This window comes from Herbaspirillum huttiense (genome assembly GCF_004367745.1).
Lineage (GTDB): Bacteria > Pseudomonadota > Gammaproteobacteria > Burkholderiales > Burkholderiaceae_D > Herbaspirillum > Herbaspirillum huttiense.
This window is the reverse complement of record NZ_CP037993.1, coordinates 291039-317009: the sequence shown is the minus strand read 5'-3', so window position 1 is coordinate 317009 and position 25971 is coordinate 291039. Positions and strand designations below refer to the sequence as shown.

The following is a 25971-nucleotide window of genomic DNA, read 5'->3' as shown; positions in this document are numbered from 1 at the left end:
ACTCACACCTTGCGCTTGCGCGGCACCGCCGTGGAAGCACGCTGCACCAGCTGCGGTGTCGCCGTCACCCGCATCACGGGCGAGGGACTGCGGCCCTCGATCAAGGCCAGCAGCAGGTCGATGGACATGCGCGCCGCTTCTTCCGTCGGCACCGCCACGGTGGTCAGCGCCGGTCGCGAGACCCGCGCCCACTGGATGTCGGTGATGCCGATCACCGAGATATCGCGCGGCACGTTCAGCCCGAGGTCGGCGATGGCGTTCATCGCACCCAGTGCCGGCAGATCATTGCTGGCGAAGATGGCCGTGAGCTGTGGCTCCTCGCGCAACAGCGCGATGGTGGCCTGATACCCCGCCTCGACCGTATCACCGATGTAGCGCGCACTCTGCAAGGTGTGCTTGACGCCGGCAGCGGCACAGGCCTCGACGAAGCCGCGATAGCGTTCCGCATGAATGCCGCTCTTCTTGCTGCCGACCAGCGCACCGATGTGACGATGGCCGAGCCCCAGCAGGTGCTGCGCGGCAGTCGCGCCAGCCGCATAGAAATCCACCGCGATGCAGGGCAGCTCGGGCGGGGCGTCCGGTTTCTCCCACATGCACAGCACCACCGGGGCACCCCGCCGCTCGGTCTTCTTGAGCTCGTCCATGGGCAGGTTGGCGTTCATGATGAGCACGCCGTCGGAGAGCGTTCCGGCGATCTGGTCGAGGTAGGCGCGGCCGGTGTCGGGATCGTCGTTGGTATTGCAGACGATCAGGAAGCGGCCGCGCTCGCGCGCCGCACGCTCGGCCGCCAGGGCGAATTCCGGATAGAAAGGGTTGGCGATGCTGGAGACCACCAGCGCCAGCGTGGGCGCACGCCCCTCGGCCAGCGCACGTGCGGTCAGGTGCGGACGATAGCCGAGCTGGGCGACCGCCTCCAGCACGCGCTGGCGCGTCTGCTCGCCGACCTTGCCGCGCTGGCGCAGGACATTGGACACAGTGGCCGAGGTGACACCGGCCAGACGGGCAACTTCGGATAAGGTGGTCATGGGTGCATGGAGTTGGAAGCCCTCGCATTCAAACCGCTTATGACGGGCTTGTCAACGCGCACACGCGGGCCGCGCTGCTCAAACTGAAGACGCGTCGTGCAGCCGCTGCGGAAATGATTTACGCATTGTTCACCCGCGCCCCACTCCTTCAGAGGACCGCAATCCTGACAAAAAGCTGGCAGTTTTTCGTTACAGGATTGTTGTTGCAGAGGCCATCCAAGATGGGTATGATCGACCAAAATATTTGCCAACCCAACACGGCAACACGCTCAGAACAACGACGTGGAGACAACCCCCGATTGCATACAGGAAACTCAGGCGATCTTTTTTTTGGGTCACTTGATTAAGCGCTTAACCTGACGCCGCACCTGCCTCGTGGTGCCCTGCCCTGCAATCCATTTCTGCTAGGAAAACGTGATGGCCAGCATCAGCTTGCGTGCAGCACAAAAAGCCTACGGCGACGCACCGCCGGTAATCCGCAATGTCGATCTCGACATTGGCGAACATGAATTCTGTGTTTTCCTGGGCCCCTCCGGCTGTGGCAAATCCACGCTCCTGCGCAGCATCGCGGGGCTGGAAGATCTCACCAGCGGCGATCTCTTCATCGGCGGCAAGCGCGTCAATGATGTGCCTTCGGCGCAGCGTTCGGTAGCGATGGTGTTCCAGAGCTATGCGCTGTTCCCGCACATGACGGTGTATGAAAACATGAGCTTCGGCCTGACCCTGGCCAAGCTGCCCAAGGCCGAGATCGAGCAGAAGGTGCGCGAAGCGGCGCGCATCCTGCAGCTGGAAGAACTGCTGCAGCGCAAGCCCAAGGAACTCTCCGGCGGCCAGCGCCAGCGCGTGGCCATCGGGCGCGCCATCGTGCGCCGTCCCGGCGTGTTCCTGTTCGACGAACCGCTCTCCAACCTCGACGCCACCCTGCGCAGCCAGACCCGCATCGAGATCGCCCGCCTGCATCGCCAGTTCGAACAGGCCAGCGTGGTCTACGTCACGCACGACCAGGTCGAGGCCATGACCCTGGCCGACCGCATCGTGCTGCTGCATGCCGGTGCCGATACCCAGCGCTTCGGCAGCATCGCCCAGGTCGGTGCGCCGATGGAGCTGTATCACCATCCACGCAATCGTTTCGTGGCCGGTTTCATCGGTTCGCCGCGCATGAACTTCCTGCCCGCGCAGGTGGTGAATGCGCAGGAGAACGGCATCCTGATCCGCCTGCAGCACAGCGAGGAAACCCTGCTGGTGGCGGCCAAGGGGCCGGTGCAGCCGGGCCAGCCGGTGACCCTGGGCGTGCGCCCCGAACACATGGAAATCGGCAGCCAGGGCCAGTACGGCATCACCCGCGAAGTGATGCTGGTGGAGCGCCTGGGCGAGCAGACCTATGTGCACCTGGACGAGCCGGCCGGCCAGCCGCTGGTGGCCAAGGCCCCGGGCGATGCCCACATCGCGCGCGGCGAGCGCCTGCGCGTGTCGGTCGCGCCCAGCTGCGCCTACCTGTTCGATGCGGACGGCGTGGCACTGGCGCGCACACAAGTTCATCCGGGCCTGGCCGCCGCAGCCTGATCAGGCAGTGCGCACGCGCCCTCTTCTCTTGACGCTTCACTACCGCTAAGGAACCACGATCATGTCGTTACGATTGGGAGTCTGTTACTACCCCGAACATTGGCCCGAGGCCATGTGGGAAAGCGATGCCCAGCGCATGAAGGCGCTCGGCATCAAGCAGGTGCGCATCGGCGAATTCGCCTGGAGCCGCATCGAGCCCTCGCCCGGCGACCTGCGCTGGGACTGGCTGGACCGCGCCATCGAGGTGCTGGCCAGCCACGGCCTGGAAGTGGTGATGTGCACCCCGACCGCGACCCCGCCCAAGTGGCTCATCGACCGTCACGATGACGTGCTGGCGGTGGATGCCAACGGCCGCGAACGCGCCTTCGGTTCGCGCCGCCATTATGATTTTTCCTCGGACTCGTATTACGAAGAATCGCAGCGCATCGTGCGCCTGCTGGGCGAACGCTACGGCCAGCATCCGGCGGTGACCGCCTGGCAGCTGGACAATGAATACGGCTGCCACCAGACCGTGGTCAGCTATTCGCCCTCGGCCCAGCGCCGCTTCCGCCAGTGGCTACGCCAGCGCTATGGCAGCATCGATGCGCTCAATACCGCCTGGGGCACCGTGTTCTGGAGCATGGAATACCGCAGCTTCGACGAAATCGATGCGCCCGTCGGCACCGTCACCGAGGCCCATCCCTCTCATCGCCTGGACTATCGCCGCTTTGCCTCGGACGAAGTGGTGCGCTACAACCGCATGCAGGTCGAGATCCTGCGCCCGCTCTCGCCGGGCCGGCTGATGGTGCACAACTTCATGCAGATGTTCCTGGAGTTCGATCATTATCCGGTAGCGGCCGACCTCGATGTCGCCACTTGGGACAGCTACCCGCTGGGTGCGCTGGAAGTGATGTGGTACGACGCCGAAACGAAGGCCCGCTGGCTGCGCACCGGCCATCCCGATTTCGCCAGCTTCAACCACGACCTGTATCGTGGCATGTCGGCCCAGCCGTTCTGGGTGATGGAACAGCAGCCCGGCCCGGTGAACTGGGCGCACTGGAATCCGGCCCCGCTGCCCGGCATGGTGCGCTTGTGGAGCTGGGAAGCCTTCTCTCATGGTGCCGGCTGCGTCTCCTACTTCCGCTGGCGCCAGTGCCCGTTCGCGCAGGAGCAACTGCACGCCGGGCTGAACCGTCCTGACAATCGCCTCGATGTGGGCGGTACCGAAGCCGAACGCGTGGCCCAGGAAATCATCGCGGTGGAAAACGCCAACGGTGCCTTGGCCCAACCGCGCGGCAAAGTGGCGCTGCTGTTCGACTACGATGCCAAGTGGCTCTTCGAGATCCATTTCCAGGGCATCGATTTCGAATATGCGCATTTCGCTTTCGACTATTACTCGACCCTGCGTTCGCTGGGTCTGGATGTGGACATCGTCCCGCTCAACGCCGATCTGCAAGGCTACGCCATGATCGTGGTGCCGCCGCTGCCCATCGTGCCGGACGACCTGCCGGGCCGCATCGCAGACAGTGGCGCGCAGGTGGTGTTCGGTCCGCGCAGCGGCTCCAAGACCAAATCGCTGCAGATTCCTTCGACCCTGCCGCCGGGCCCGCTGCAGCAGTTGCTGCCGATGCGCGTATGGCGCGTGGAATCGATGCGCCCCAACGTCAGCGAAACAGTACGGTTCGGTACGGAAGAAGGCCAGGCCCGCTACTGGCGCGACCTGATCGAAGCCGATGGCGACGGCCTGCAGACCATTGCCACCTTCGCTGACGGCCATCCCGCCATCGTGCAGAAGGAGCGTGCGCACTACCTGGCTGGCATCTTCGATGCCGGGCTGACCACGCGCTACTTCGAGCAGGTGGCGCGCGCCGCCGGACTGGCTCCGCAACGTCTGCCGGAAGGCCTGCGCCTGCAGCAGCGCGGCGGCCTGCAGTTCGCCTTCAACTACAGTGACGCACCGATCACGCTGCCGCATGCTGACGGCGCGCAGTTCCTGGTCGGACAGGCAGCGCTGGAACCGCAGGGCGTGGCGATTTATCGTCCGCGTACGCAAGGATAAGCAACACGCCGGCCTCACTCTGGAAGACAGCACGGCGGCTGCGGCAGCCGTGCACGAGCAGGCGACAGAACCTGCAGGAACCTGGAAGAACCTGGAATATCCACGACACAGCCGTATCAACTTTTTAGAACTTTTAGACTTTATAAACTTTATAAACTGTTTAGCGGTTTCAATGGTTTCAACTGCCTGAACCAAACATTCGGAGACAACAATGAAGAAAATGATGCGCATGACCGTGATCGCCGGCTGCCTGGCCGCCTCCGCCGCCTGGAGCGCCGCCGCCCTGGCCGGCACGCTGGCCGTCAACATCGCCTACAAGGGCGCCGTGCAACGCACCGTGTGGCAATCCACGGTCGATGAATTCAAGAAGGCCAACCCGGACGTCGACGTCAAGGTCTCCTTCATCGAAGAAGAAGCCTACAAGGTGCAACTGCCGGGCTGGCTCTCGACCCAGGCCCCGGACATCATCAACTGGCACAACGGCGAACGCATGGCCTTCTACGCCAGCCGCGGCCTGCTGGAAGACCTGAGCGAAGACTGGAAGAAGAACGGCTGGGACAGCACCTACGCCTCCACCAAGGAAGCCTCGTCCTGGCAGGGCAAGCAATACTCGGCACCGACCGTGTATTACTCGTGGGGCATGTTCTATCGCAAGGACCTGTTCAAGAAGGTCGGCATCGCTGCCGAACCCAAGAGCTGGGATGAATTCCTGGAGGCCTGCAAGAAGCTCAAGGCCGCCGGCATCGCCCCCATCGCCGTGGGTGGCCGTGACGCCTGGACCCTGGCCGGCTGGTTCGATTACCTCGACCTGCGCATCAACGGCAACGCCTTCCACCAGCAGTTGATGGCTGGCGACGTCGCCTACACCGACCCGCGCGTCAAGAAGGTCTACACCGCCTGGAAGAGCCTGATCGACAACAAGTATTTCATCGACAATGCGCTGTCCTATGACCTGGATGGTGCCCAGCCCTTCCTGTTCCAGGGCAAGGCCGCCATGATGCTGATGGGCACCTTCATCGCCAAGGGCTTCCCGGCCAAGCTGGCACCGGAGATGGGTTACTTCCAGTTCCCCATCATCGATGCCAATGTGCCGACCGCCGAGGAAGGTCCGACCGAATCCATCCACATCCCGGCCAAGGCCCGCAACAAGACCGATGCGCGCCGCTTCATCGCCTTCGTCGGCACGCCGGCCATCAGCGCCAAGCTGGCCGATGGCCTGGGTTCGCTGCCGGCCAACAGCAAGTCGCCGGCCCCGGCCGATCCGATCTCGCGCATCGGCTTCGAGATCCTCTCCAACGCCAAGGGCGGCATCTCGCAGTTCTATGATCGCGACATGACCAAGGAAATGGCCGATGAAGGCATGAAGGGCATGCAGAAGTTCGTCAGCGACCCGACCAAGATCGATGACGTGCTCAACGAGCTGGAACAAAGCCGCAAGCGCATCTACAAGAAGTCCTGATCGTCGTTGTTGATGCCTGGCTGCTCCAGGCAGTCCATCCGGGCCATGCCGCCTGCCCCGTGCAGCAGCGGAATGGCCCGCAGAAAAAGAAGGAGACCCCGCCATGCTAGCGCCCACATCCGCCGCGCAGCCGCCTGCGACCCAACCTGCTGCCACGCCGGTCTCCGGCCCGCAGCGCAGTGCCGCCCGCCGCAATCGCGCCGCCTTCTGGTTCTTGGCGCCGGCCTGCGTGATGACGCTGGTCTACGTGCTGTACCCGATTCTCTATACGATCTATCTCAGCTTCTTCAGCTGGGATGGCATGACCGCTCCCAAGTACGTGGGCCTGGCCAACTACATCGAACTGTTCCACGCGCCGACCTTCTACACGGCCTTGAAGAACAACGTGCTGTGGCTGCTCATGTTCCTGCTGGCCCCGCCCATGGGCCTGGCCATCGCGCTCTACCTGAACCAGAAAGTGGCCGGCATGCGCGTGGTGAAGTCGTTGTTCTTCGCGCCCTTCGTGCTCTCGGGCGTGGTGGTCGGGCTGATCTACAGCTGGTTCTATGACCCCAGCTTCGGCCTGCTGTCGCTGATCCTGGGCCAGGGCGTGCCGGTGCTGGGCGATGCGCGCTATGCCACCTTCGGCATCATCTTTGCCGCCCTGTGGCCGCAGACGGCGTATTGCATGATCCTGTTCCTCACCGGTCTCACCGCCCTGAACCATGACCAGGTGGAAGCCGCCCGCATGGAAGGGGCCAAGGGCTGGAGCATGCTGCGCTACGTGATCCTGCCGCAGTTGCGTTCGACCACCTTCATGGCCTTCGTGGTCAGCATCATCGGCGCGCTGCGCAGCTTCGACCTGATCTCGGTGATGACCAGCGGCGGTCCTTACGAAAGCTCCACCGTGCTGGCGTATTACGCCTATGACCAGGCCATCAAGTATTACCGCCAGGGATATTCGGCGGCCGTGGCGGTGACGCTGTTTGCCATCATGCTGGTCTACATCATCTATCAACTGCGCCGCATGCTGCGCGACGAACGCTGATCATCCGTCGCTGCACGTCCATCGCCCAACGCTCAAGAGAAAAGAGAGATCGCCATGTTCCCCATGCCGATAGAAAAATGGAAGCCGATCAACCGCGCGCTCTACCGGGCTTCGCTGCCGGTGGCGCTGCTGATCTGGCTGCTGCCGATGCTGACCGCGCTGGTCACCTCGATCCGCTCCAACGATGAACTGATGGCCGGCAACTACTGGGGCTGGCCGCAGGACTTCGCCATGCTGGAGAATTACCGCGAGGCGCTGACCGCCTCGCCCATGCTGCATTACTTCTGGAACAGCTGCCTCATCACCATTCCCTCGGTGATCGGTGCGATTTCGCTGGCGGCCATGGCCGGCTTTGCGCTGTCCACTTACCAGTTCCGTGGCAACACCGTGCTGTTCGCCACCTTCGTGGCCTGCAACTTCGTGCCGCAGCAGATCCTGATGATTCCGGTGCGCGACCTGTCGCTGTCGCTGGGCCTGTTCAACACCATCACCGGGATGATGCTGTTTCATATCGCCATGCAGACCGGATTTTGCACCTTGTTCCTGCGCAATTTCATCAAGCAGCTGCCCTTCGAGATGATCGAGGCGGCGCGCATCGAAGGGGCCAGCGAGTGGACCGTGTTCTATCGCATCGTGCTGCCGCTGATTCGCCCGGCACTGGCCGCGCTGGCGGTGCTGGTATTTACCTTCGTATGGAATGATTACTTCTGGGCGCTGGTGCTGACCCAGGGCGATGACGTGGCGCCCATCACCGTGGGCGTGGCGGCGCTGCGCGGACAATGGACCACGGCCTGGAACCTGGTCTCGGCCGGCTCCATCCTGGCAGCGCTGCCTTCGGTGATCCTGTTCTTCGTGATGCAGAAGCAATTCGTGGCCGGGCTGACCTTCGGGGCCAGCAAGGGCTGAAGGATCGCGGCCCGCGCTTACTGCAGGGTCGCGACGCCCGCCTCGGGCGTTTGCGGTGGTACCGGGGGCGGCACATCGGTGTGGATCATGAGTACCGTGCAAAGGCGTGCAGTCGTGCCATTCTTGGCCAGCTGCGCGCCTTTGCCGTTGTAGATCTTGCCGTTGCCCATGAAGACGCCGTCAATCTTGAAGGTCCATGAATTGGCCGGGTTCTCCAGCCGGTAACCCATCCCGGCCAGGCTCAGGGACTCGCCGGAGATGGTGCCCGACATCACTTCTTCGGCAATCTTGTTGCGCCGTCGGATGACCACACGGTTGCCGTCCACCTGGGCGTTGAAGTTGGCCTGGAAGGGCTGTGAATCCTTGTTGAAGCGGTTGGCATCGCAGGACATGACAGCGCGCCAGCGGCCGTCCGGCGGGCTCGGCTCCGAGCTGGCCGTGCCCCCGGCGATACCGGCAGAGGGCAGCACTCCCAGCTTGCCACCAAGAATCACGGTGATGGAATCAGGGTAATCGAAACCGGCACCGCTATTGCGGTCGATGGCATAACCGATCAACCCGCCTGCAAGCACATTGCCCCAGACGTTGGTATTGGCACGGGAGACTGCTTTCTGTTGTCCGACCACGCCATCTTTGGCGCATTCGACCATCAGGTCGGCAGTGCTCTTCTTGATCGTCACGCTGCCGGGTGTTTTGACAAACCATTGACCAGCATCGTTGGTCAGGGTGCAACTGGCCCCGGAAATGATCTGGTTGCCCTGCGTGGCCTGAACCGAAACGGGTTGCGTCTGCGTGCCCGTGATGGAGGCACAACCGCTCAGCAGCAAGGCTGCCATGCATACAAGCATTCTCAACATGAAATCCCCGATGTTCCTTGCGCGCCCGCGCGTGTTGTCGTTCTCGTTGTCGCATCCCTCGATGGCGGGCCTCAGGCCTGCCATCCAGCGAGAATATAGCCGAGCTGCGCGTCGCGTGACTGACGAATCACTGACAGGAAAAAGAAAATATTTCAGCTGAAATACGCGCGTGGTTTTTTGACATACGGCCGTGATGGCAGCGGCGCACGATGTCTCCATCGACACCGCAACCCAAGGAGAACATCATGCATACCACCACCCTGCGCCTGGCCGTATTCATCGGCATGTTGAGCATGACTGTCGAGGCCCACGCCGGACGCGGCGGGGCGATGCTGTTCAAGGACCTGACGCGGCTGTTCAGCCACCTGTTCCACCAGTACACCGGTGGCTGAACTGCGCGATCCTCAGGGCTGGGCCGCCTGCTGCCGGGGCGCGTCCAGCCCTACGCCCATGGCCTGATACAGCGTGGCCGTATCGTTCATGCGGCTGGCAGTTGCGCGAATTTCGCCCAGCTTCGCATTGAGATACTGGCGTTCGCCGGCCCGCGCTGCACTGGCCGGATAAGCGCCCAGTTGCGCGCGCCGCTGCGCATTGCGCCAGCCCTGCTCGGTGGCCGCGCGTGCCGCCGCCGAGGCCTGCAAGGCGTCGGCATCCTGCGTCAAGGCCACCAGACTATCGGCCACGTTCTGGAAAGCATTCAACACGGTCTGGCGATAATGCGCCTCGGCCGCGAGGTAGGCTTCCTTGCTGGCATCGCGCTTGGCGCGCAGGGCACCGCCATGGAACAGCGGCTGCGTCAGCGATGCGCCCAGACCCCACACGGCTCCCGCACCGCTGGTGGCCTTGGCCCAGGAGAAACCGGACTGGCCGAACGATGCGCTGATGGACAGGCTGGGGAACATCTCCGCTGTCGCCAGCGCCTGCTGTGCGGCCGCCACCTTCAATGCGGCATCGGCCGCGAGAATGTCGGGGCGCTGTTTCAGCAATTCGGAAGGCACCGTCATCGGCACCTGCTCGGGCAGCTTCAGGCGCGTGATGTCGAGATCGGCCGGCGCGGCATCCGGCGTGCGGCCCATCAGCACCGCCAGCGCGTGACGTGCGCCCTGCCATTGCGCTTTCAGGGCGGGCAGGCTGGCGCGCAGCGATTGCGCACTGGCGCGCGCGGACAGGACATCGTCATTGGAGACGGCACCGAGCGCCAGACGCCGCTGCAATTCCCCCACGTCGGCATCGGCCAGCGCCACCAGGCGCTCGGTGTCGGCCACCTGCGCGCGCAGGGAGGCGGCATTGATGGCCGTGATGACCACATTGGCCGCTACCGCGCGGCGTGCCGCATCGAACTGGTAGGACTGGGCATCGACCTGGGCGGCCAGCGCCGAGTTGGCGAAGCGCTCCACGCCGAACAGGTCGAAGGTATAGCTGGCGCGGATCTGGCCGGCGAAGACGTTGTACAGGTTGGTGGTCGGGCCAAGATTGGGCAGACCCAGGGCGCGCTGGCGCTGGGCCTGGCCGACCGCGTCGATGGTCGGCCACAGCGATTCATCGATCTGCGCACGCAATTGCAGGCGCGCACTGGCCAGGTTGCGATCCGCTTCAGCCAGCGAATGATTGCTGCGCAGCGCCTCCTCGACCCAGGCGGACAAATCCGCCGAACCGAAGGCGCGCCACCATTGCGGCACGCTGCGCTGGCCCAGTACGAAGGTCTGGCGCGCCTCCTGCGGACCCAGCGTGGCCGGGGTGGCCTCGGCGGCGTAGTGGACCGGTTGCGGCATGGCCGGTGCTTCGCCGGTCGGGCCCAGGGCGCAACCCGACAGCAGCAGTGCGGCGGCCAGCGCCAGAGGGCGCACCTGCGGGGCGAACATCAAACGAACGGCGCTCATCAGTGGCTCCCTTGCGCGGCGTGGTCGCGGTGATGGGTTTCATCCGGCTTGACCCGGTAGCACAGCGCATACAGCGCCGGCAGGTAGAACAGGGTCAGGATGGTGGCGATGGTGATACCGCCCATCAGGGCAGTGGCCATCGGACCGAAGAAGTTGCTGCGCAACAGCGGAATCAGCGCCAGCACGGCCGCCGCCGCAGTCAGCGTGATCGGACGGAAGCGGCGCACGGTGGCTCCGACGATTGCATCGAAGCGGCCACGTCCTGCGGCGATGTCCTGCTCGATCTGGTCCACCAGGATCACCGAGTTGCGCATGATGATGCCCAGCATGGCGATGGTACCCAGCATGGCGACGAAGCCGAAGGGCTGGCCGAACAGCAGCAGTGCGCCCACCACGCCGATCAATCCGAGCGGTGCGGTCATGACCACCATCAGAGTGCGGCCGAAACTCTGCAACTGCACCATCAGCAACAGCAGCACGGCAATGATCATCAGCGGCATCTGCGCCGAGATCGAGGATTGCGCCTTGGCATTCTCTTCCACGGGTCCGCCGACGTCGATGCGATAGCCCACCGGCAGCTCGCCACGCAGCGCATCAAGCTTGCGGTTGACGTCATTGGTGACATCGATACCCTGCACGCCGGCGCGCACGTCAGCCAATACGGTGATCGTCGGTTGGCGATCACGCTCCCAGATCACGCCGTATTCCAGCGTATTGTGGAACTGGCCGAGCGCGGCCAGCGGCACCGGGCCGTTGGCGGTCGGCATGGACAAGGTGGCCAGGCGCGACGGATCAACCCGCTCGCTGCGCGGGGCCCGCAGGTCGACGCCGATGAGTTTGTCGCGTTCGCGGTATTGAGTCACCGTGAAGCCCGACAATTGCATCGCCAGGAAATTGGCAATCTGCTGGCTGCTCAACCCCAGTTCGCCGGCACGCTTCTGGTCGATCTCGAAGGACACCGAACGCTGAGCCGGCTCATCCCAGTCGAACTGGATGTTGGTGGCGCGGCTCTCCTTGCGCAATTCGGCCGCCACCTGTTCGGCGATGGCACGCACCTTGGGAATCTGTTCGCCACTGATGCGGAACTGCACCGGGAAGCCCACCGGCGGGCCGTTCTCCAGTCGGGTCATGCGCGTGCGTGCCCCGCTGAACTGCTTGCGCAGCGGCTCTTCCAGCGCGCGGGCCAAGGCCTCGCGATCTTCCACCGACTTGGCGGTGACCACGAATTGCGCGAAGTTGGGGCTGGCCAGTTGCTGATCCAACGGCAGGTAGAAGCGCGGCGCACCGACCCCGACGAAACTGACCACGTGGTCGATCTGCGGGCGATCCTTGAGCAGCGCTTCCATGCGCACCGCCTCGCGCTGGGTGGCTTCAAAGGAGGCGCGCTCCGGCAGGTGCAAGTCGATCAGCAATTCAGGGCGGTCGGAGCTGGGGAAGAATTGCTGCGGCACCAGCGCAAAGGCCGCCAGGGAAGCGATGAAGAGCACCGTGGTGGCGATCACCACGCGGCCGCGGAAGGCCACGCACCAGGCCACCGAACGGCGCAGCCAGGTGTAGATGCGGGTCTGGTAGATGGGGTGATCGTGGTCTTCCTCATCATGGCCGGCATGCGGATTGGCGGCGATCTGTTCATCGGTGAGCGCGCCCGGCTTTTCCTTGAGCATGTGATAGCCCAGCAGTGGAATGAGCACCACCGCCGCCAGCCAGGACAACAGCAGCGCAATGGCCGAGACCTCGAAAATGGATCGCGTGTATTCGCCGGTCCCCGACTTGGCCAGCGCAATCGGCAGGAAGCCGGCCACCGTCACCAGAGTGCCGGTCAGCATCGGGAAGGCCGTGCTGGTGTAGGCGAAGGCCGCGGCGCGGCGGCGGTTCCAGCCTTGTTCCAGTTTCACCGCCATCATCTCGACGGCGATGATGGCGTCATCCACCAGCAAACCCAGCGCCAGCACCAGCGTACCCAAGGAAACCTTGTGCAGGCCGATGTCGAACAGGTACATGAACAGCGACGTCACCGCCAGCACGATGGGAATCGAGATGACCACCACCATGCCGGTGCGGATGCCCAGCGATACCAGGCTCACCACCAGCACGATGGCGACCGCTTCGGCCACGGCTTCCAAAAAGTCATCTACCGATTTTTCCACCGCATGCGGCATGCTCGACACTGCCGTCAGCGTGAGCCCGGCAGGCAGGCGCTTGCGCAATTGTTCAGTTCGCTCGTCCAGCGCCTTGCCCAGGCGGATCACGTCGCCGCCCGGCTGCATGGTCACGCCGATGCCCAGCACCGGCTGGCCGTTGGCGCGCATCTCCTGTTCCTGCGGTTCGTCGTAGCCGCGCGTGATGGTGGCGATGTCGCCCAGGCGGAAGTTGCGGTTGTTGACGTGGATGATCTTGTCTTCCAGCGCGCGCAGGTTGTCGAACTGGCCGGTGGGACGCACGTAGACGCGGTCACTGCTGGTGGTGATGAGGCCGCCCGGCACCACCGCATTCTGCCCGCCGATGGCGTCGGCCAGTCGCTGCGGGCTGATGCCCAGGCGCGTCATGCGGGTATTGCCGATGTCGATGTAGATGCGTTCCTGGCGCTCGCCGAAGTAATCGATCTTGGCCACGCCCGGTACATGCAGCAGTTCGCCGCGCAGCTGGTCGGCATAGTCGCGCAGCTGTGCAGGCGTGAAGCCATCGCCGGCCAGGGCGTAGATGTTGGTGTAGACGTCCCCGAACTCGTCATTGAAGTAAGGGCCCCTGACGCCCTGTGGCAAGGTCGCCGCAACGTCGCCGACTTTCTTGCGCACCTGGTACCAGGTCTGCGGCACCTGCGAGGCCGGGGCCGTGTCCTTGATGGTGAAGAAGAGCTGCGACTGCCCTGCGCGCGAATAGCTGCGCAGGAAATCCACGTCGGGCGTCTCCTGCAGCTTGCGGGCGATGCGGTCGGTGATCTGCTCCTGCACCTGGCGCGCGGTGGCACCGGGCCAGTCGGTCTGGATCACCATCACCTTGAAGGTGAAGGGCGGGTCTTCCGATTGCGACAGGCGCGAGTAGGAACCGATGCCCAGCAGCGTCACCAGCGCCAGGATGAAAGTCACCAGCGCCTGATGCTGCAGGGTCCAGGCGGAGAGATTGAAACGGCCGGGCGCGCTCATAGGGCGAAGTCCTCGGCGTGCAGCGGGGCGACCGGCTTGACCTTCTCACCCGCGGTGAGGGTATGCACGCCCTGCACCACCACCTTGTCCTGTGTGGCCACGCCTTGCGAGAGCGAGATGCTGCGCTCGCCGTAGGCCGCGACGGTGACCGGACGCAGTTCCAGCTTGCCCTCGTTGCCCACGATCCATACCGCAGGCTTGCCGCCTTGATGGAACAGGGCGGTGGCCGGGAGCAGCAGCACCTGGCCCTGTGCCGTGTCGGCCGGTGTGATCTTCACTTCACCGGTCATGCCGAGGCGCACGCTGGCGTCCGGCTGTTCCAGCGTGACCTTGATGCGGAAGGTGCGGCTTTGCGGATCGGCCGCCGGGCTGACCTCGCGCACGCGGCCCTTGTAGCTCTTGCCGGGCAGGGCCGCCAGCGTGACCTCGGCGGCGGCACCGGGCTGCAGGCCGGCCAGCTGGCGGTCCGCGACATCGGTGACCACGTCCACTGCGCCCGACCAGGCGAGCGAATAAACCGGCTGGCCCGCACTCAACACGTCACCGGTATTGGCCTGCTCGGCGCTGATGACCCCATCATGCTGGGCCACCAGGGTGGTGTAGTCGCGCTGGTTGCCGGCCACCGAGGCACGGGCCTGCGCAGCCTTGAATTGCGACAGCGCGGCGGCATGCGCATCCTGGCTCTGCTCCAGTTGCTGGGCGCTGATGAGCTGTTCGGCGGCTTGTGCGGTGTCACGCTGCAACTGCTTCTCCGCTGCATCCAGATGCTGGCGGGCGGAGGCCAGTTCGGCGCGCGCCGAGGCGGCATTCTGGTCGGCGTCCGAGGGATCGAGACGCGCCAGCACCTGGCCCTTGCGCACGGCGTCACCCAGATGCACGCGGCGTTCCACCAACTGGCCGGCCACGCGGAAGGAGAGCGAGGTTACATAGCGCGACTGCACTTCGGCCGGCAGGTGCAGCGGCCGGGTGCTGCCGCGTTCCTGCGCCTGCAGCACCACCACTTCGCGCGGGGCATCGGCGACCGGGGCCGGCTTGCTGCAGGCCGAGAGCAACAACGTGAAGGGAATCGCCAGCAGCGCCATGCGCGCCAGCGGAACGCGGCGAGGGGCCGAACGAGACGTGGAAAGACGGCCGGAACACGGACGGGAGACTGGCTTCACAGCATTCCTTTCGGGAAAGGGTGGTGTCAGGTGTCGGACCGCGGCGCGCTCCGCATCTTTACAAAAGTTCAGCGATTCTAATGCACATGTGAATTCAAATGCAATCCTGTATCCGAATACAACAGTGTTAGAATCCAGCCCCATGACACGCCAACGACTCAGCCGCGAGCAAAGCCGTGAGCAGACCCGGGAACGTCTGCTGGAGGCGGCGCACGCGGTGTTCATGCAGAAGGGATACGCGCAGGCCAGCGTGGAGGATATCAGCACCGCCGCCGGATACTCGCGCGGGGCCTTCTACTCCAACTTCGATGACAAGGAGCAGCTGTTCTTCGAGCTGCTGCGCCGTGAAGGCGAGAGCATCGACCGGGGTTTCGAGCGCATCCTCGGTGGCGAACTGACCGCCCCCGATGCCCTGCGCGACGCGCTGGCAGTGCAGTACTCGGCGCTGTACCGCGATGACAAATGCAGCCTGCTGTGGATGGAAGCGCGCATCATCGCCTTGCGCGACGAGAAATTCCGCGCCCAGCTCGATACCTTCCTGGAGCAGCGCTACGGGCAGATCACCCGCTTCGTCGAAGCCTACTGCCGCCTGACCGCCACCGCCCCGGCCGCGCCGCCGCGCGAGATCGCCATCGGGCTGATGGCCTTGTGCGAGGGCGTGAGTTTTTCCTATCGCTGCGTACCGCACATCGTCGATGGCAAGACCGCCGAATCGGTGCTGGCGTGGTTCCTCAAGGCGTCCATTGCGATCGCCGCACCCGGTGCAGCAGTGCTTGCAAGTCCTGCCGCCTGAGAAATCGCTGCAGCAACTGGTATGACCTCCCCGCTCGTGTTGTTGGCAAGCTGCATCCCACGGCCTGGAAGCTGCGCGCACTGGCGCTTGCTGCTATATTCCGTTTCCAAAAAAGGGGCTGCCTGCTCGCCCTTTCCTGCAGATAGCCACGTGAGGCAGTTCCCGGAACAGAAATGGACGGGCCACGCATCTGGTCTGTGACGTTCCGGAGTCCAAAATTCAAATCCTGAAGCGCGATGTGCAAAGGGGCTGGGTGATCATGGTCTTGATGGCCATCCTGCTCGGCGGCGGTGCCATCTACCAGAGTCACCAGCAGGCGAAAGAAACGGCCATCGGCCATGCGGCCAACATCACGCTGGTGATGCAGCGCGGCCTGCAGCGGCACGCAGAGTTCTTCTGTTCGGTCCTTGATTCCATCGGCGAGCGCTATCGCCAGGTGCTGCATTTCCCGGTGTCGGGCAGCGAGCTGGGCTCGTTTCTCTTTACGGGCGGACAAGCCAATCGCTACATCGTCGAAACCGCCGTGCTCGACAAGAACGGCCTGCTGATCTCCAGTTCACGCAGTTCGCCGGCGCTGCTGACCAATGATTTCAGCGATGCGCCTTTCTTCCAGGCCCAGCAGAATGCCGACAGCCCCGCCGGCAAGCTGTTCCTCTCCAAACCCATCCAGTTGGCCAAGGATTACTTCGTCGTCGTGCTGTCCCGGCGCATCACCGACATGCAGGGCAACTTCGCGGGTGTCGCCATGATGGTGCTGGACCTGGCCTATTTCCGTTCCATGCTGGAAGGGGTGGATGTGGGCAACAACGGCATCCTGTCGATCTACTCGCGCGATGCCACGGTGTATGTGCGCATTCCCTATGACCCGGCCATGGTCGGCCGCAATCTGAGTTCGGCACCAATGCTCGACAGTTTCCTGAAGCAGGACTCCGGTCACTTCTTCTGGAAGTCGGTCAATGACGGCGTCGAGCGCCTGTACGCCTTTCACGCGGTGCCGGGCACCAACCTGGTGGTCTTCGTCGGCTATGCCAAGAGCAACATCTACAACTACTGGCAGAAGACGCTGGCCATCCTCATCATCGGTTCCATCCTGCTGATCTTCAGCGCCCTCTCCTTCTTCCGCTCGATGCAAGGTGAATTCCTGCGCCGCCATGCGTCGGAAAAGACCCTGACCACGCTGGCCACCATCGATGGCCTGACCGGACTGATCAACCGCCGCTCGATGGACGAGTTGATGGAGCGCCACTGGCAGCACCTGCGCGAGGGAACGCTGCGGCAGCTCAGCGTAATCTTCATCGATGTCGATTTCTTCAAGCTCTACAACGATGGTTACGGCCACCAGTCCGGCGACCTGGTTCTGGCCCAGGTAGCCGCCGCCCTGCGGACCAGCCTGGCGCGCAATGAGGACGGCGCGGCGCGCTATGGCGGCGAAGAATTCGTGGTGATCCTGCCGGGCAGCGATGCAGCCGGCGCGAGCAAGGTGGCCGAGCGCATTCGGGCAGCCGTCGAGCAGCTCGCCCTGCCGCATGCGCACAGCCGTTTCGGCATGGTCACCATCAGCCTCGGCGTGGCCCAGGCCGACTTGCAGCGTCACGCGCAAGCCGAACAACTCCTGGCCGAAGCCGATCAGGCCCTGTATGCCGCCAAGTCAGCGGGCCGCAATCGGGTGGCGATCAGTAGCGCGAGCTGAGGGCGGCCTTCATGCAGCAAGCCACTGCGCGATCTGCGGCCAGGCCTCGGCCAAGGTGCGCCCGCCCATGAACAGGCCGATGTGCCCGCCCGGCACCACGCGCTGCGTGATATGTGCCGCGGGCGTACCGACCAGTTGCGCTGCGTTGAGCACCTGCTCGGGCGTGGTGATGTCATCGCGTTCCCCGGCCAGCAGGTAGAGCGGACAAGTGATATCGCGCAGGTCCAGCATCTTGCCCAGCGCTACGTACTGGCCGCGTGCCAGCAGATTGTCCTTGAAGATCTGGCGGATGGCCTGGAGATACCAGCGTCCCGGCAGGTCGATCGGCGTTTCGTACCAGGCCGCGAAGATCTCGCGCTTGGCCAGATACACGGGGTCGTCGATGTGCTGGAACAGGTCCACATGTTCGCTGAAGTAATGCTCGTCGGGATGCATGTTCTTCCAGCCCTGCAGCATGAAACTGCCGCGCATGAGGCCGCCGCCGGTACGCACCAGATCTTCGTAGAAGCGAATCGGCGTGCGCTCCACCATCTGCTTGAGCGGCCCTGCTCCCGCCCCCGCATCGATGGGGGAGCCGGCCAGTACCAGCCGCTGTACCTTGTGCGGGAAGCGCGCCGCGATCATGGCCGAGATCCACCCACCCTGGCACAGGCCCACCAGGTTGGCGCGCCCGCCCAGTTCATCGATGACCACGCAGAGATCAGCCAGGTAGTTGTCGATCTCCAGGTCCTTCATGTCCTCGCTGGCGCTGTGCCAATCAGTCAGGAACACGTGCGGCACGCCATGTTCCATCAGCGTTTCGACCAGGCTCTGGCCGCGGTAGTAGTCGGCGATCACCGAGGTGTGTCCCGCATAGGGAGCCACCACCAGCGTCGGGACCGCATGCGCGGCAGCGGGCTTGCCGTATTCGCGCAAGCTCAGCGTACGCAGCGTCAGGCGCACCTGGTTGGCGGTGGCCATCTGCGGGTGATGCAGGGAATGCAGCTTGGTCTCTTCTTCCAGAAAGCGCAGATGCTTGTCCACCACTTCCTGTCCCTGGCGGAACACTTCGGTGGCCAGCATCATGGGCCAGAACAGCGGTACGCAGCCGGGCCCGCAGGCCGCAGGCTCTGGTGCAGGATGGTGGGCGTGGCTGGCAGATGAGGTCGTCATGCGGGGCTCCCATGGATGAGTCTTGCCGCATCGTCGGCAATGACCTGTTCTTCATTGGTCGGAATCACCAGCACGCGCACGCGGCTGGCCTGATGGCTGATGCATTCGAGATGCTGGGCGTTGGCGCTTTCGTCGAGCTGCACGCCCAGCCAGTCGAGGCGGGCGCAGATGGCCGCACGCATGCGGGCATCGTGTTCGCCGATGCCGGCCGTGAAGACCAGCGCATCCATGCCGCCCAGCGTGGTCGCCAGGCGTGCGGCTTCACCGGCACAGCGCAACGCGAACAACTCCAGCGCCTCGCGCGCGGAGGGTTCCGTACTCTGCTGCAGGGTGCGCACATCGGCACTCACCCCGGACACACCCAGCAGGCCAGACTGGTGGTACAGCAAGTCTTCCAGCGCCGCCGGCGTCATCCCTTGCTGCAGCAGATACAGCAGCACGCCCGCATCGAGCGCACCACAGCGCGTGCCCATGGGCACGCCTTCCAGCGTGGAGAATCCGGTACTGGCATCGACACTGCGCCCGTTCTGGATGCCGCACAGGCTGGCACCATTGCCCAGATGCGCCACCACCACGTTGCCATGCGCCTCGGGCAACTGGCGGCGGCGCAATTCACTGGCGATGTAGCGGTAGGAAATGCCATGGAAACCGTAGCGCAGCACGCCCTCGTCATGCAGCTTGCGCGGCAGCGCGAAGCGGCGCGCCAGTGCATCCTGCGTCGCATGGAATGCGGTATCGAAGGAGGCCGTTTGCGGCAGGCCCGGACGCAGGCGCCCGATGGCGCGGATCAGGCGCAGGTTCTGCGGCTGATGCAGGGGTGCCAGCGGGGCCAGGGATTCCAGTTGCTGTTCGATGCGCTCGTCCAGCAGTACCGAATGGGCCAGATGCAAGCCGCCATGCACCACGCGATGCCCTACTGCACACAGCGCGCCCTGCTCGTGACCCACTTCCAGCTGGTGCAGCACCTGCTCCAGCACCTTATCCATGGTGGCAGCAGGATCGGCGTCGATGGCCATGGCCGACGCCTTGCCTTCGATCTCCAGGCGCAGCCGCAAGGGAGACAGATGCAGGTCGAGCTGTCCGTGGCCGATCTTGCTGGCGCGCTCGCCATCGATCCGGAAGACGCCCAGTTTGATCGAGGACGATCCCGCATTGAAGGTCAGCAGCCAGCGATTCATGCGGCCTCCTTGCCGACCGCCTGCACCTTGCTGCGCGAGGCGAACAGACGGGCCAGTGCGGAGGAGGCCAGACGTACGCGCAGGCTGTCGGCGCGGCTGGTGAGGATGACCGGCACGCGTGCCCCCAGCACCAGCCCGGCGGCCTCGGCCTGCGACAGGTAGATCAATTGCTTGGCCAGCATGTTGCCGGCTTCGAGGTCGGGGACCAGCAGGATGTCGGCACTGCCGGCCACCGGCGACGTGATCTGCTTGATACTGGCCGATTGCAGGCTGATGGCATTGTCGAAGGCCAGCGGGCCGTCGACCAGCGCACCGGTGATCTGATGGCGCGTGGCCATCACGGTGAGGGCTGCGGCATCGAGCGTGGAGGGCATGGCCGGATTGACCGTCTCCACTGCCGCCAGCACCGCCACATGCGGACGCGGCACGCCCATCACGTGCAGCAGGTCGATGGCGTTCTGGCAGATGTCGCGCTTGTGCGCCAGGGTGGGCGCGATGTTGATGGCCGCATCGGTGATGATGAGCGGCTTGGCATAGGTGGGAATGGCCATGCCATACACATGGCTGATGCGGCGTTCGGTACGCAGTCCCGAGCCGGAGGCCACGACCGCCCCCAGCAGTTCGTCACTGTGCAGGCTGCCCTTCATGAGCGCGGATACCTGCCCTTGTTCCGCCAGCTCGACGGCGCGCGCAGCGGCGGCGTGGCTGTGTTCGGTGGACTCGATCTGCAGGCCCGCCAGCGACAGGCCGGCTTCTTCGGCGACCCGCCGTATCCGGGCTTCCGGCCCGACCAGCAGCGGCTCCAGCAGGCCCTCTTCGCGCGCCTCCAGCGCGCCCTGCAAGGCCTCGGCAGAACAGGGATGGACTACAGCGACCCGCATCGCCTGCGCGCCCAGGGCATCGCGGATGAGTTGACCGTAGCGCTCGGCAGGCGTGGCCTGCGTCGGTGGAAACATGGTGTCCTCCTGAGGGAATGGCATGAGGCCGGACGCACTCATGCGGGCTTGCTGTGTCGCAGCATAGCCTCAGGCGGAGGTGAGTTCAATTGCAGGATTGCCCGCAAACCGGACAGAGAACACAAAGCTTGATCTGCTTCAACTTTGTCCGGGTGCATCCGCGGTCGCGGGCGGGAGTGCGGACGGTCAGGCCGGGGTCAGTGCCAGCACGTGCTGGCGCGCGCGCTCAGCGGGCATCGGTTCGGCAAAATAATGCCCCTGCATGGCGTGACAATGCATGGATTGCAGGACCTGCAGGTCTTCCTCGCTCTCCACGCCTTCGGCCACCACCTGGAAGCCGAAGGAGGCCGCCAGTTGCAGCACCGCCGACACCAGCGCCTGGTTCTCGGTCTGGTCGGCCAGGCCGGTGACGAAGCTGCGGTCAATCTTCACGCGCGAGACGTGCAGCTGGCGCAGGAAGCCCAGCGAGGAATAGCCCACGCCGAAATCGTCGATGGCGATGCTCACGCCCTGCAGCGCCAGCGCGGTCAGCGTCTGGGTGGCGGCCTGCAGGTCGAGCGCGGTCTCTTCGGTGATCTCGATCTCCAGCATCTGCGCCGGCAGGTTCTGGCGCTTGAGGGTGCCCACCACCAGATCCTCGATGATGATGCGCTCCATTTCGCGCGGCGAGATGTTCATCGACACGCGCAGGTCGCTGCGGCCGTTGTCCCGCATGAACTGGATCATGTGCGCCACCTCGCCCATGATGAAACGCAGCAGTTCTTCCGACAGTCCTGCCAGCGCTGCAATCTCGATCAGATCGGGCGGCGCAATCGGACCATGGCGGCGATGCGTCCAGCGCACCAGCGCTTCGAAGCCGTCGAGGGCACGCCCGTCCTCGCAGACGATGGGCTGGAACCACACCTGCAGTTCGCCATCGGCCAGCGCCTGCGCCAGATCACGTTCGACATCGCGCTTCATCTGCAGATGCGCATCCAGCGCCGCATTGAAGACCTGGTACTGATTGCGGCCACGGCGCTTGGCCTCGTACATGGCGGCATCCGAGCAGACCAGCATCTCGTTGATATCGTCGCCACGCGACAGGTAGATGCCCAGGCTCAGGCCGATGTGACGATGGGCCAGGCGCGCGAAGGGCTGGCGCATCGCTGCGATCAGGCGCTGCGCCACGTGCTCCGGCGGCTCCGCGTGGGCGGTGAGCGGATAGAGGATCACGAATTCATCGCCGCCCAGGCGCGCCAGCGTAGCGCCCTCGGGCAAGGCCGCCTGCAGGCGGCTTGCCACTTCGATGAGCACCTGATCGCCCGCTTCGTGCCCGTAGGCATCGTTGATGACCTTGAAGCCATCCAGGTCAAGGAACATCAGGCATTGGCGTTCCCGCTGCTGCACCAGGACCTGCGTGGCCACCTGCATGAAACCGGCTCGGTCCAGCAGGCCGGTCAGCAGATCGTGTTCGGCCTGGTATTGCATGCGCGCAGCGAACTGGCGCAGGTCCTCGTGGGCCACGGCCAGGGCCTGGCTGGCGGTAGTGGCTTCGTTCTTCAGGGCGCAGGCGCGCGCGAACATGCGCTCGCCCACGCGGGCACCGCGAATCAGGCCGGCCAGGTAGATCACGGCCGTCGCGGCCAGCGCCAGGCGGGTCGGCGTGCGATTGAAGGCAAACAGGCAGAAGATCACCGACAGCAGCGGCGGCGTGATGAAGCTGATCGGGATGCGAGCGAAGGCGAAACCGTGGGTGACCGCACCGGCCGTGATGCCGCACACGCAGGTCAGATAGAACAGGGTCTCGGGTGTGGTGTAGCCTTCGCTCAGCCAGGGCATGCCGGCCCAGGCGAAGCCCGAGATCAGGGCGAGGATCCAGTGCAGGCGCAGGTTCAGTTCCACCACGTCGCTGGCGTCGCGCACCTGACCGCGCGGGGCCATCCACGGCACCAGTTGCGCCACGCGTTGCGGTGAGAGGCGGCACAGCGGGATCCGCACCAGGTTGACCAGCGTGGCGCAGGCCAGCCAGATCAATGCCACCCAGAATTTGCCGGAATGCCAGGCCACGAAAGTGGAGATGCCGCTCAGCACGAAGGCCACCGGGATCGACAGCATGACGGTATGGCGGGCCGCCGTGAGCTGGTCCGCGCGAATCAGTTGTCGCAATGCAAGCCGGGACGCGTGGTCGCCGGCACCGGTTTCTGTCTTGAGTTCGTTCACATCCCCATCCCGTGGTGCCCAGTTGCGCTGCCCGCCGAGCGGCGAGGCAGAAGCGGCGGCCACCTGCCCAAGGTAGCGCTACCGATGGCGGGTATTATCCAATGAATAAGAAGAATTCCCATCAAAACATGAGCCCCATTGAGATGTATCAACGAGTTGTTGGCGTGGAAGAGACAAGCTCCGGGCTTGCTGAACCCCTTTCATGACCTGGAGAACCCTCATGTCCCAAGACAACGGCAACTGGTTATCGGCCGAACAGGCCGTCATGCCCGATGGCAGCGAACGTCAGAACTTGCCCCTGATCAACAGGAAACTGCCGCATCTCTCGCCGCAACAAGCTGCCGACAGCACGACGGCGGCAGACGCTGGAGAAGCATCAACGGCACCTGCCGGGCCAGCGGCAGCAGACTGAGTTCTCGCGCAGCAACACCTCCTGCGGAGGGATTTCCGGAGGCATCGTGCCGGAAGGCTAAAATGGAGCCGTATTTACTGCGCGGCTAACTGGCGCTGCTCCTGTCATGGCTCTCGATCCCTCCACTCTTCTCATCCTCACCATCGCGCTGGCGGCAGCCGCTTCGCTCTACCTGGCCATCGAATGGACCAGCGTCGGGGAACGTTCGCTGCTGCTGTGGAGCAGCGGCTTCGCCATCATCACGGTCGGCTCCTTCCTTGCGCTGCTGCGCTCGCGCGGCTATCTGCTGGTCGGCATCTGGTTCGCCAACGGCTTGCTGATCGCGGCGCATGCCTGCTTCCTGGCGGGCGTGGCCTGGTTCACGCGCACCCGCATCTCGCGCGCCTGGTGGCTGATTGCCTTGCTGTGGCTGCTGATGCTGTTGCTGCCCGTGCACGCCTGGTGGTCGCGCGTGATGCTGGGACTGCAATCGCTGATGATCGCCGCCCTCACCTTGCAGGCCAGCGCCCTGCTGCGTCCGCATGGTGCGTCGTTGAGCGTGGGCGCGGTGCAGCTGCGCTTCGTACTGCTGATCCATGGACTGTTCTATGTGGCCAAGGCGGTCTCGGCGCTGGCGCTGGGGGCGTTCGTGGACCTGGCGGCCTTTGGCGGCGTGTTGATCCAGGTGTCGCTGGTGGAGGGATCGATGGCGGTGATGCTGATCGCCTTGTCGATGACCGGCACCGAGCGCCATCGCCGCGAAGAACGCATCGGGCAGCTGGCCGCACGTGATCCCCTGACCGGACTGCTGAACCGGCGCGCTCTGCAGGCGCGCGCACCGGCGCTGCTGGCACGGGCCAGCGAGGCCCATCCGGGCGCGCTGTTGCTGATCGACATCGACAACTTCAAGCAGGTCAACGATCTGCACGGCCATGCCGCCGGCGACAAGTTGCTGGAAGCCCTGAGCACGCTGCTGCGTGAAGTCTTGCCCGCCGATGCGCTGGCCGCGCGGCTGGGCGGGGATGAGTTCGTGATCCTGTTGCAGGATGTGCGTGAAGAACAGGTCGCCCATCTCGGCGAACAGTTGCGGATGGCCTTCTCCCACGTGGCGCGCAAGGGGGTGGCCACTCCCGAGGCGGTGAGCCTGAGCGTGGGCGTCAGTCTCTACACCAAGCCGGCACTGGCGCTGGAAAGCCTGATGGCGCTGGCCGATGCGGCCCTGTATGACGCCAAGCGCGCCGGACGCGACCGGCTCATCGTGAGCCCGGCACACCTCACTGCAGCCAATCCTTGAGCCGGTACCAGGCCCCGACCAGGGGCAGGAACCAGGGCTTGCCCAGATGACCGGGAATGGCCGGCCAGTCGAAGTCTTTCCATGGATTGAGATCGGTCCGGCCGTCCATGACCTCGGCCATCAGCGTTCCCATGAGGCTGGCCATGTGGGTGCCGTGGCCGCTGTAACCCATGGAATAGAACACGCCATCGCGCTGTCCGGCACGCGGCAGGCGGTCCACCGTCATGTCGACCATGCCGCCCCAGCAATAGTCGATGCGGACCTTGGCCAGTTGCGGGAAGACCTCCAGCATCTGGCTGCGCAGGATCTCGCCGCTCCGGGCATCGGACTGCGGATTGGACACCGCGAAACGCGCACGTCCGCCGAAGAGCAGGCGATTGTCCGGGGTAGTGCGGAAATAATTTACAAAATTCTTGGTGTCGGTGTACATGCGCCGGGTCGGCAGCAACTGTGCCAGCAGCTCCGCCGGCAAGGGTTCGGTGACGATCAGGAAAGCGCCGACCGGCACGATGCGGCGGCGTATCCAGCCCAAGGGACCGACCTGGGAAATGCCGCTGCTCAGCAACACCTGGCTGGCGCGCAGGCTGCCTGCACCCGTCTGCACCTGGTAGCCGCCTCCTTGCGCCTTCAGGCCCAGCACGGGAGTCTGTTCGAGGTAGATCGCACCGCGCCGCTGGGCAGCGTGGGCCAGGCCGCGCACATAGCGGCCGACATGCATGCCGGCGCTCTTTTCCATCAGCAGTCCACCGTAGTAACGGTCGCTGCCCAGTTCGTCACGCAGCTCGGCGCGGGTGATCAGGCGCGTGTCAGTGTCCACGTTGGCGGCCAGCAGGGCCTGGCTGCGCGCCAGCTTGTCGACGTGCTCGGGCTTGGCCGCCAGCTTGAGCTTGCCGTAGCGTGCAAAACTGCAGTCGATGGATTCCTCGCGCACCAGCCGTTCCACCGTATCGACGCCGGCATCGAAGGCGCGATAGAGCCGGTTGGCCCATTCCGTTCCCAGGCGTTGTGACAGGGCAGCGTAGTCCTGCGCGAAGCCGTTGTTGCACATGCCGCCGTTGCGGCCGGAGGCGGCACCGCCGACGATATCCGCTTCGCACACCACCACCCTGGCCCCCTTGCGCGCCAGCGCCAGGGCGGCCGCTGAACCGGTGATGCCGCCACCGACGACCAGTACGTCGCATCCGTCGCCCGGCAAGGCGGTGTGGGTGCTGACGAAGGGGGATGAGGTGTCCAGCCAGTACGACTTCAATTGCATCAGGA

At 64.6% G+C, this 25971-nt stretch carries 20 protein-coding genes; 10 read left to right on the top strand and 10 right to left on the bottom strand.

Annotated features, from left to right (window positions below):
- Positions 1–2: 2 nt before the first annotated feature.
- Entirely contained in the window at positions 3–1025 is a 1023-nt protein-coding gene (locus tag E2K99_RS01475) for a LacI family DNA-binding transcriptional regulator (RefSeq protein ID WP_134221107.1), read from the bottom strand.
- A 417-nt stretch (positions 1026–1442) separates the two neighbouring features.
- Between E2K99_RS01475 and E2K99_RS01470 the strand changes: the two genes are divergently transcribed.
- From E2K99_RS01470 to E2K99_RS01450, 5 genes are all read left to right on the top strand, one after another.
- Complete coding sequence (locus E2K99_RS01470; protein WP_134221106.1) at positions 1443–2588, top strand: ABC transporter ATP-binding protein; 1146 nt, start codon at positions 1443–1445, stop codon at positions 2586–2588.
- Positions 2589–2649: 61 nt separating this feature from the next.
- Entirely contained in the window at positions 2650–4626 is a 1977-nt protein-coding gene (locus E2K99_RS01465) for a beta-galactosidase (protein WP_134221105.1), read from the top strand.
- A 211-nt stretch (positions 4627–4837) separates the two neighbouring features.
- Entirely contained in the window at positions 4838–6085 is a 1248-nt protein-coding gene (locus E2K99_RS01460) for an ABC transporter substrate-binding protein (protein ID WP_051057388.1), read from the top strand.
- Positions 6086–6188: 103 nt separating this feature from the next.
- Complete coding sequence (locus E2K99_RS01455) at positions 6189–7112, top strand: carbohydrate ABC transporter permease (RefSeq protein ID WP_034331164.1); 924 nt, start codon at positions 6189–6191, stop codon at positions 7110–7112.
- A 54-nt stretch (positions 7113–7166) separates the two neighbouring features.
- A complete protein-coding gene (locus E2K99_RS01450) occupies positions 7167–8018 on the top strand; it encodes a carbohydrate ABC transporter permease (protein ID WP_039789561.1) in 852 nt (283 codons plus the stop codon).
- Positions 8019–8035: 17 nt separating this feature from the next.
- Here the strand turns inward: E2K99_RS01450 and E2K99_RS25760 are convergent, their stop codons facing one another.
- Positions 8036–8875, bottom strand: a complete 840-nt coding sequence (locus E2K99_RS25760; protein WP_240733829.1) for a hypothetical protein — start codon at positions 8873–8875, stop codon at positions 8036–8038.
- A 245-nt stretch (positions 8876–9120) separates the two neighbouring features.
- Here E2K99_RS25760 and E2K99_RS25385 point away from each other — a divergent pair, with 245 nt between their 5' ends.
- Positions 9121–9267 carry a hypothetical protein gene (locus E2K99_RS25385; protein WP_158601263.1) on the top strand — a complete coding sequence of 49 codons (147 nt, stop codon included), beginning with the start codon at positions 9121–9123 and terminating at the stop codon, positions 9265–9267.
- Positions 9268–9279: 12 nt separating this feature from the next.
- On the opposite strand, the gene E2K99_RS01435 is transcribed toward E2K99_RS25385, so the two are convergent.
- From E2K99_RS01435 to E2K99_RS01425, 3 genes are read right to left on the bottom strand one after another with little or no spacing between them, the layout of a single operon-like run.
- Positions 9280–10755, bottom strand: coding sequence for an efflux transporter outer membrane subunit (locus E2K99_RS01435; protein ID WP_134221104.1), 1476 nt, complete (start codon positions 10753–10755; stop codon positions 9280–9282).
- Positions 10755–13898 carry an efflux RND transporter permease subunit gene (locus tag E2K99_RS01430; RefSeq protein ID WP_134221103.1) on the bottom strand — a complete coding sequence of 1048 codons (3144 nt, stop codon included), beginning with the start codon at positions 13896–13898 and terminating at the stop codon, positions 10755–10757. The genes E2K99_RS01435 and E2K99_RS01430 overlap by 1 nt, the downstream gene beginning before the upstream one ends.
- The gene (locus E2K99_RS01425; protein WP_134224001.1) at positions 13895–14980 is read right to left on the bottom strand and encodes an efflux RND transporter periplasmic adaptor subunit; all 1086 of its coding nucleotides are present in this window, start codon (positions 14978–14980) and stop codon (positions 13895–13897) included. Before E2K99_RS01425 ends, E2K99_RS01430 begins: the two co-directional genes overlap by 4 nt.
- A 220-nt stretch (positions 14981–15200) precedes the next feature.
- On the opposite strand from E2K99_RS01425, the gene E2K99_RS01420 reads away from it, so the two are divergent.
- A complete protein-coding gene (locus E2K99_RS01420) occupies positions 15201–15851 on the top strand; it encodes a TetR/AcrR family transcriptional regulator (RefSeq protein WP_134221102.1) in 651 nt (216 codons plus the stop codon).
- 259 nt (positions 15852–16110) lie between these two features.
- Positions 16111–17541 carry a sensor domain-containing diguanylate cyclase gene (locus E2K99_RS01415; RefSeq protein WP_240733937.1) on the top strand — a complete coding sequence of 477 codons (1431 nt, stop codon included), beginning with the start codon at positions 16111–16113 and terminating at the stop codon, positions 17539–17541.
- Between the two features lie 9 nt (positions 17542–17550).
- Here E2K99_RS01415 and E2K99_RS01410 read toward each other — a convergent pair whose 3' ends face one another.
- The 4 genes from E2K99_RS01410 to E2K99_RS01395 form a co-directional block, all read right to left on the bottom strand.
- Positions 17551–18693 (bottom strand): alpha/beta fold hydrolase, encoded by a 1143-nt coding sequence (locus tag E2K99_RS01410; protein WP_134221100.1) that lies wholly within the window; start codon positions 18691–18693, stop codon positions 17551–17553.
- Complete coding sequence (locus E2K99_RS01405) at positions 18690–19871, bottom strand: acetate/propionate family kinase (RefSeq protein WP_134221099.1); 1182 nt, start codon at positions 19869–19871, stop codon at positions 18690–18692. The genes E2K99_RS01410 and E2K99_RS01405 overlap by 4 nt, the downstream gene beginning before the upstream one ends.
- On the bottom strand, positions 19868–20827 hold the full coding sequence (locus E2K99_RS01400) for a bifunctional enoyl-CoA hydratase/phosphate acetyltransferase (RefSeq protein WP_134221098.1): 960 nt from the start codon (positions 20825–20827) through the stop codon (positions 19868–19870). Before E2K99_RS01400 ends, E2K99_RS01405 begins: the two co-directional genes overlap by 4 nt.
- Before the next feature lie 186 nt (positions 20828–21013).
- A complete protein-coding gene (locus E2K99_RS01395) occupies positions 21014–23026 on the bottom strand; it encodes a putative bifunctional diguanylate cyclase/phosphodiesterase (protein WP_134221097.1) in 2013 nt (670 codons plus the stop codon).
- A 220-nt stretch (positions 23027–23246) separates the two neighbouring features.
- On the opposite strand from E2K99_RS01395, the gene E2K99_RS01390 reads away from it, so the two are divergent.
- A complete protein-coding gene (locus tag E2K99_RS01390; protein ID WP_134221096.1) occupies positions 23247–23438 on the top strand; it encodes a hypothetical protein in 192 nt (63 codons plus the stop codon).
- Between the two features lie 106 nt (positions 23439–23544).
- Positions 23545–24711: a GGDEF domain-containing protein gene (locus E2K99_RS01385; protein ID WP_134221095.1), complete on the top strand. Its 1167-nt coding sequence runs from the start codon at positions 23545–23547 to the stop codon at positions 24709–24711.
- Here E2K99_RS01385 and E2K99_RS01380 read toward each other — a convergent pair.
- Complete coding sequence (locus tag E2K99_RS01380) at positions 24692–25966, bottom strand: NAD(P)/FAD-dependent oxidoreductase (protein WP_134221094.1); 1275 nt, start codon at positions 25964–25966, stop codon at positions 24692–24694. The genes E2K99_RS01385 and E2K99_RS01380 overlap by 20 nt on opposite strands.
- Positions 25967–25971: the final 5 nt, after the last annotated feature.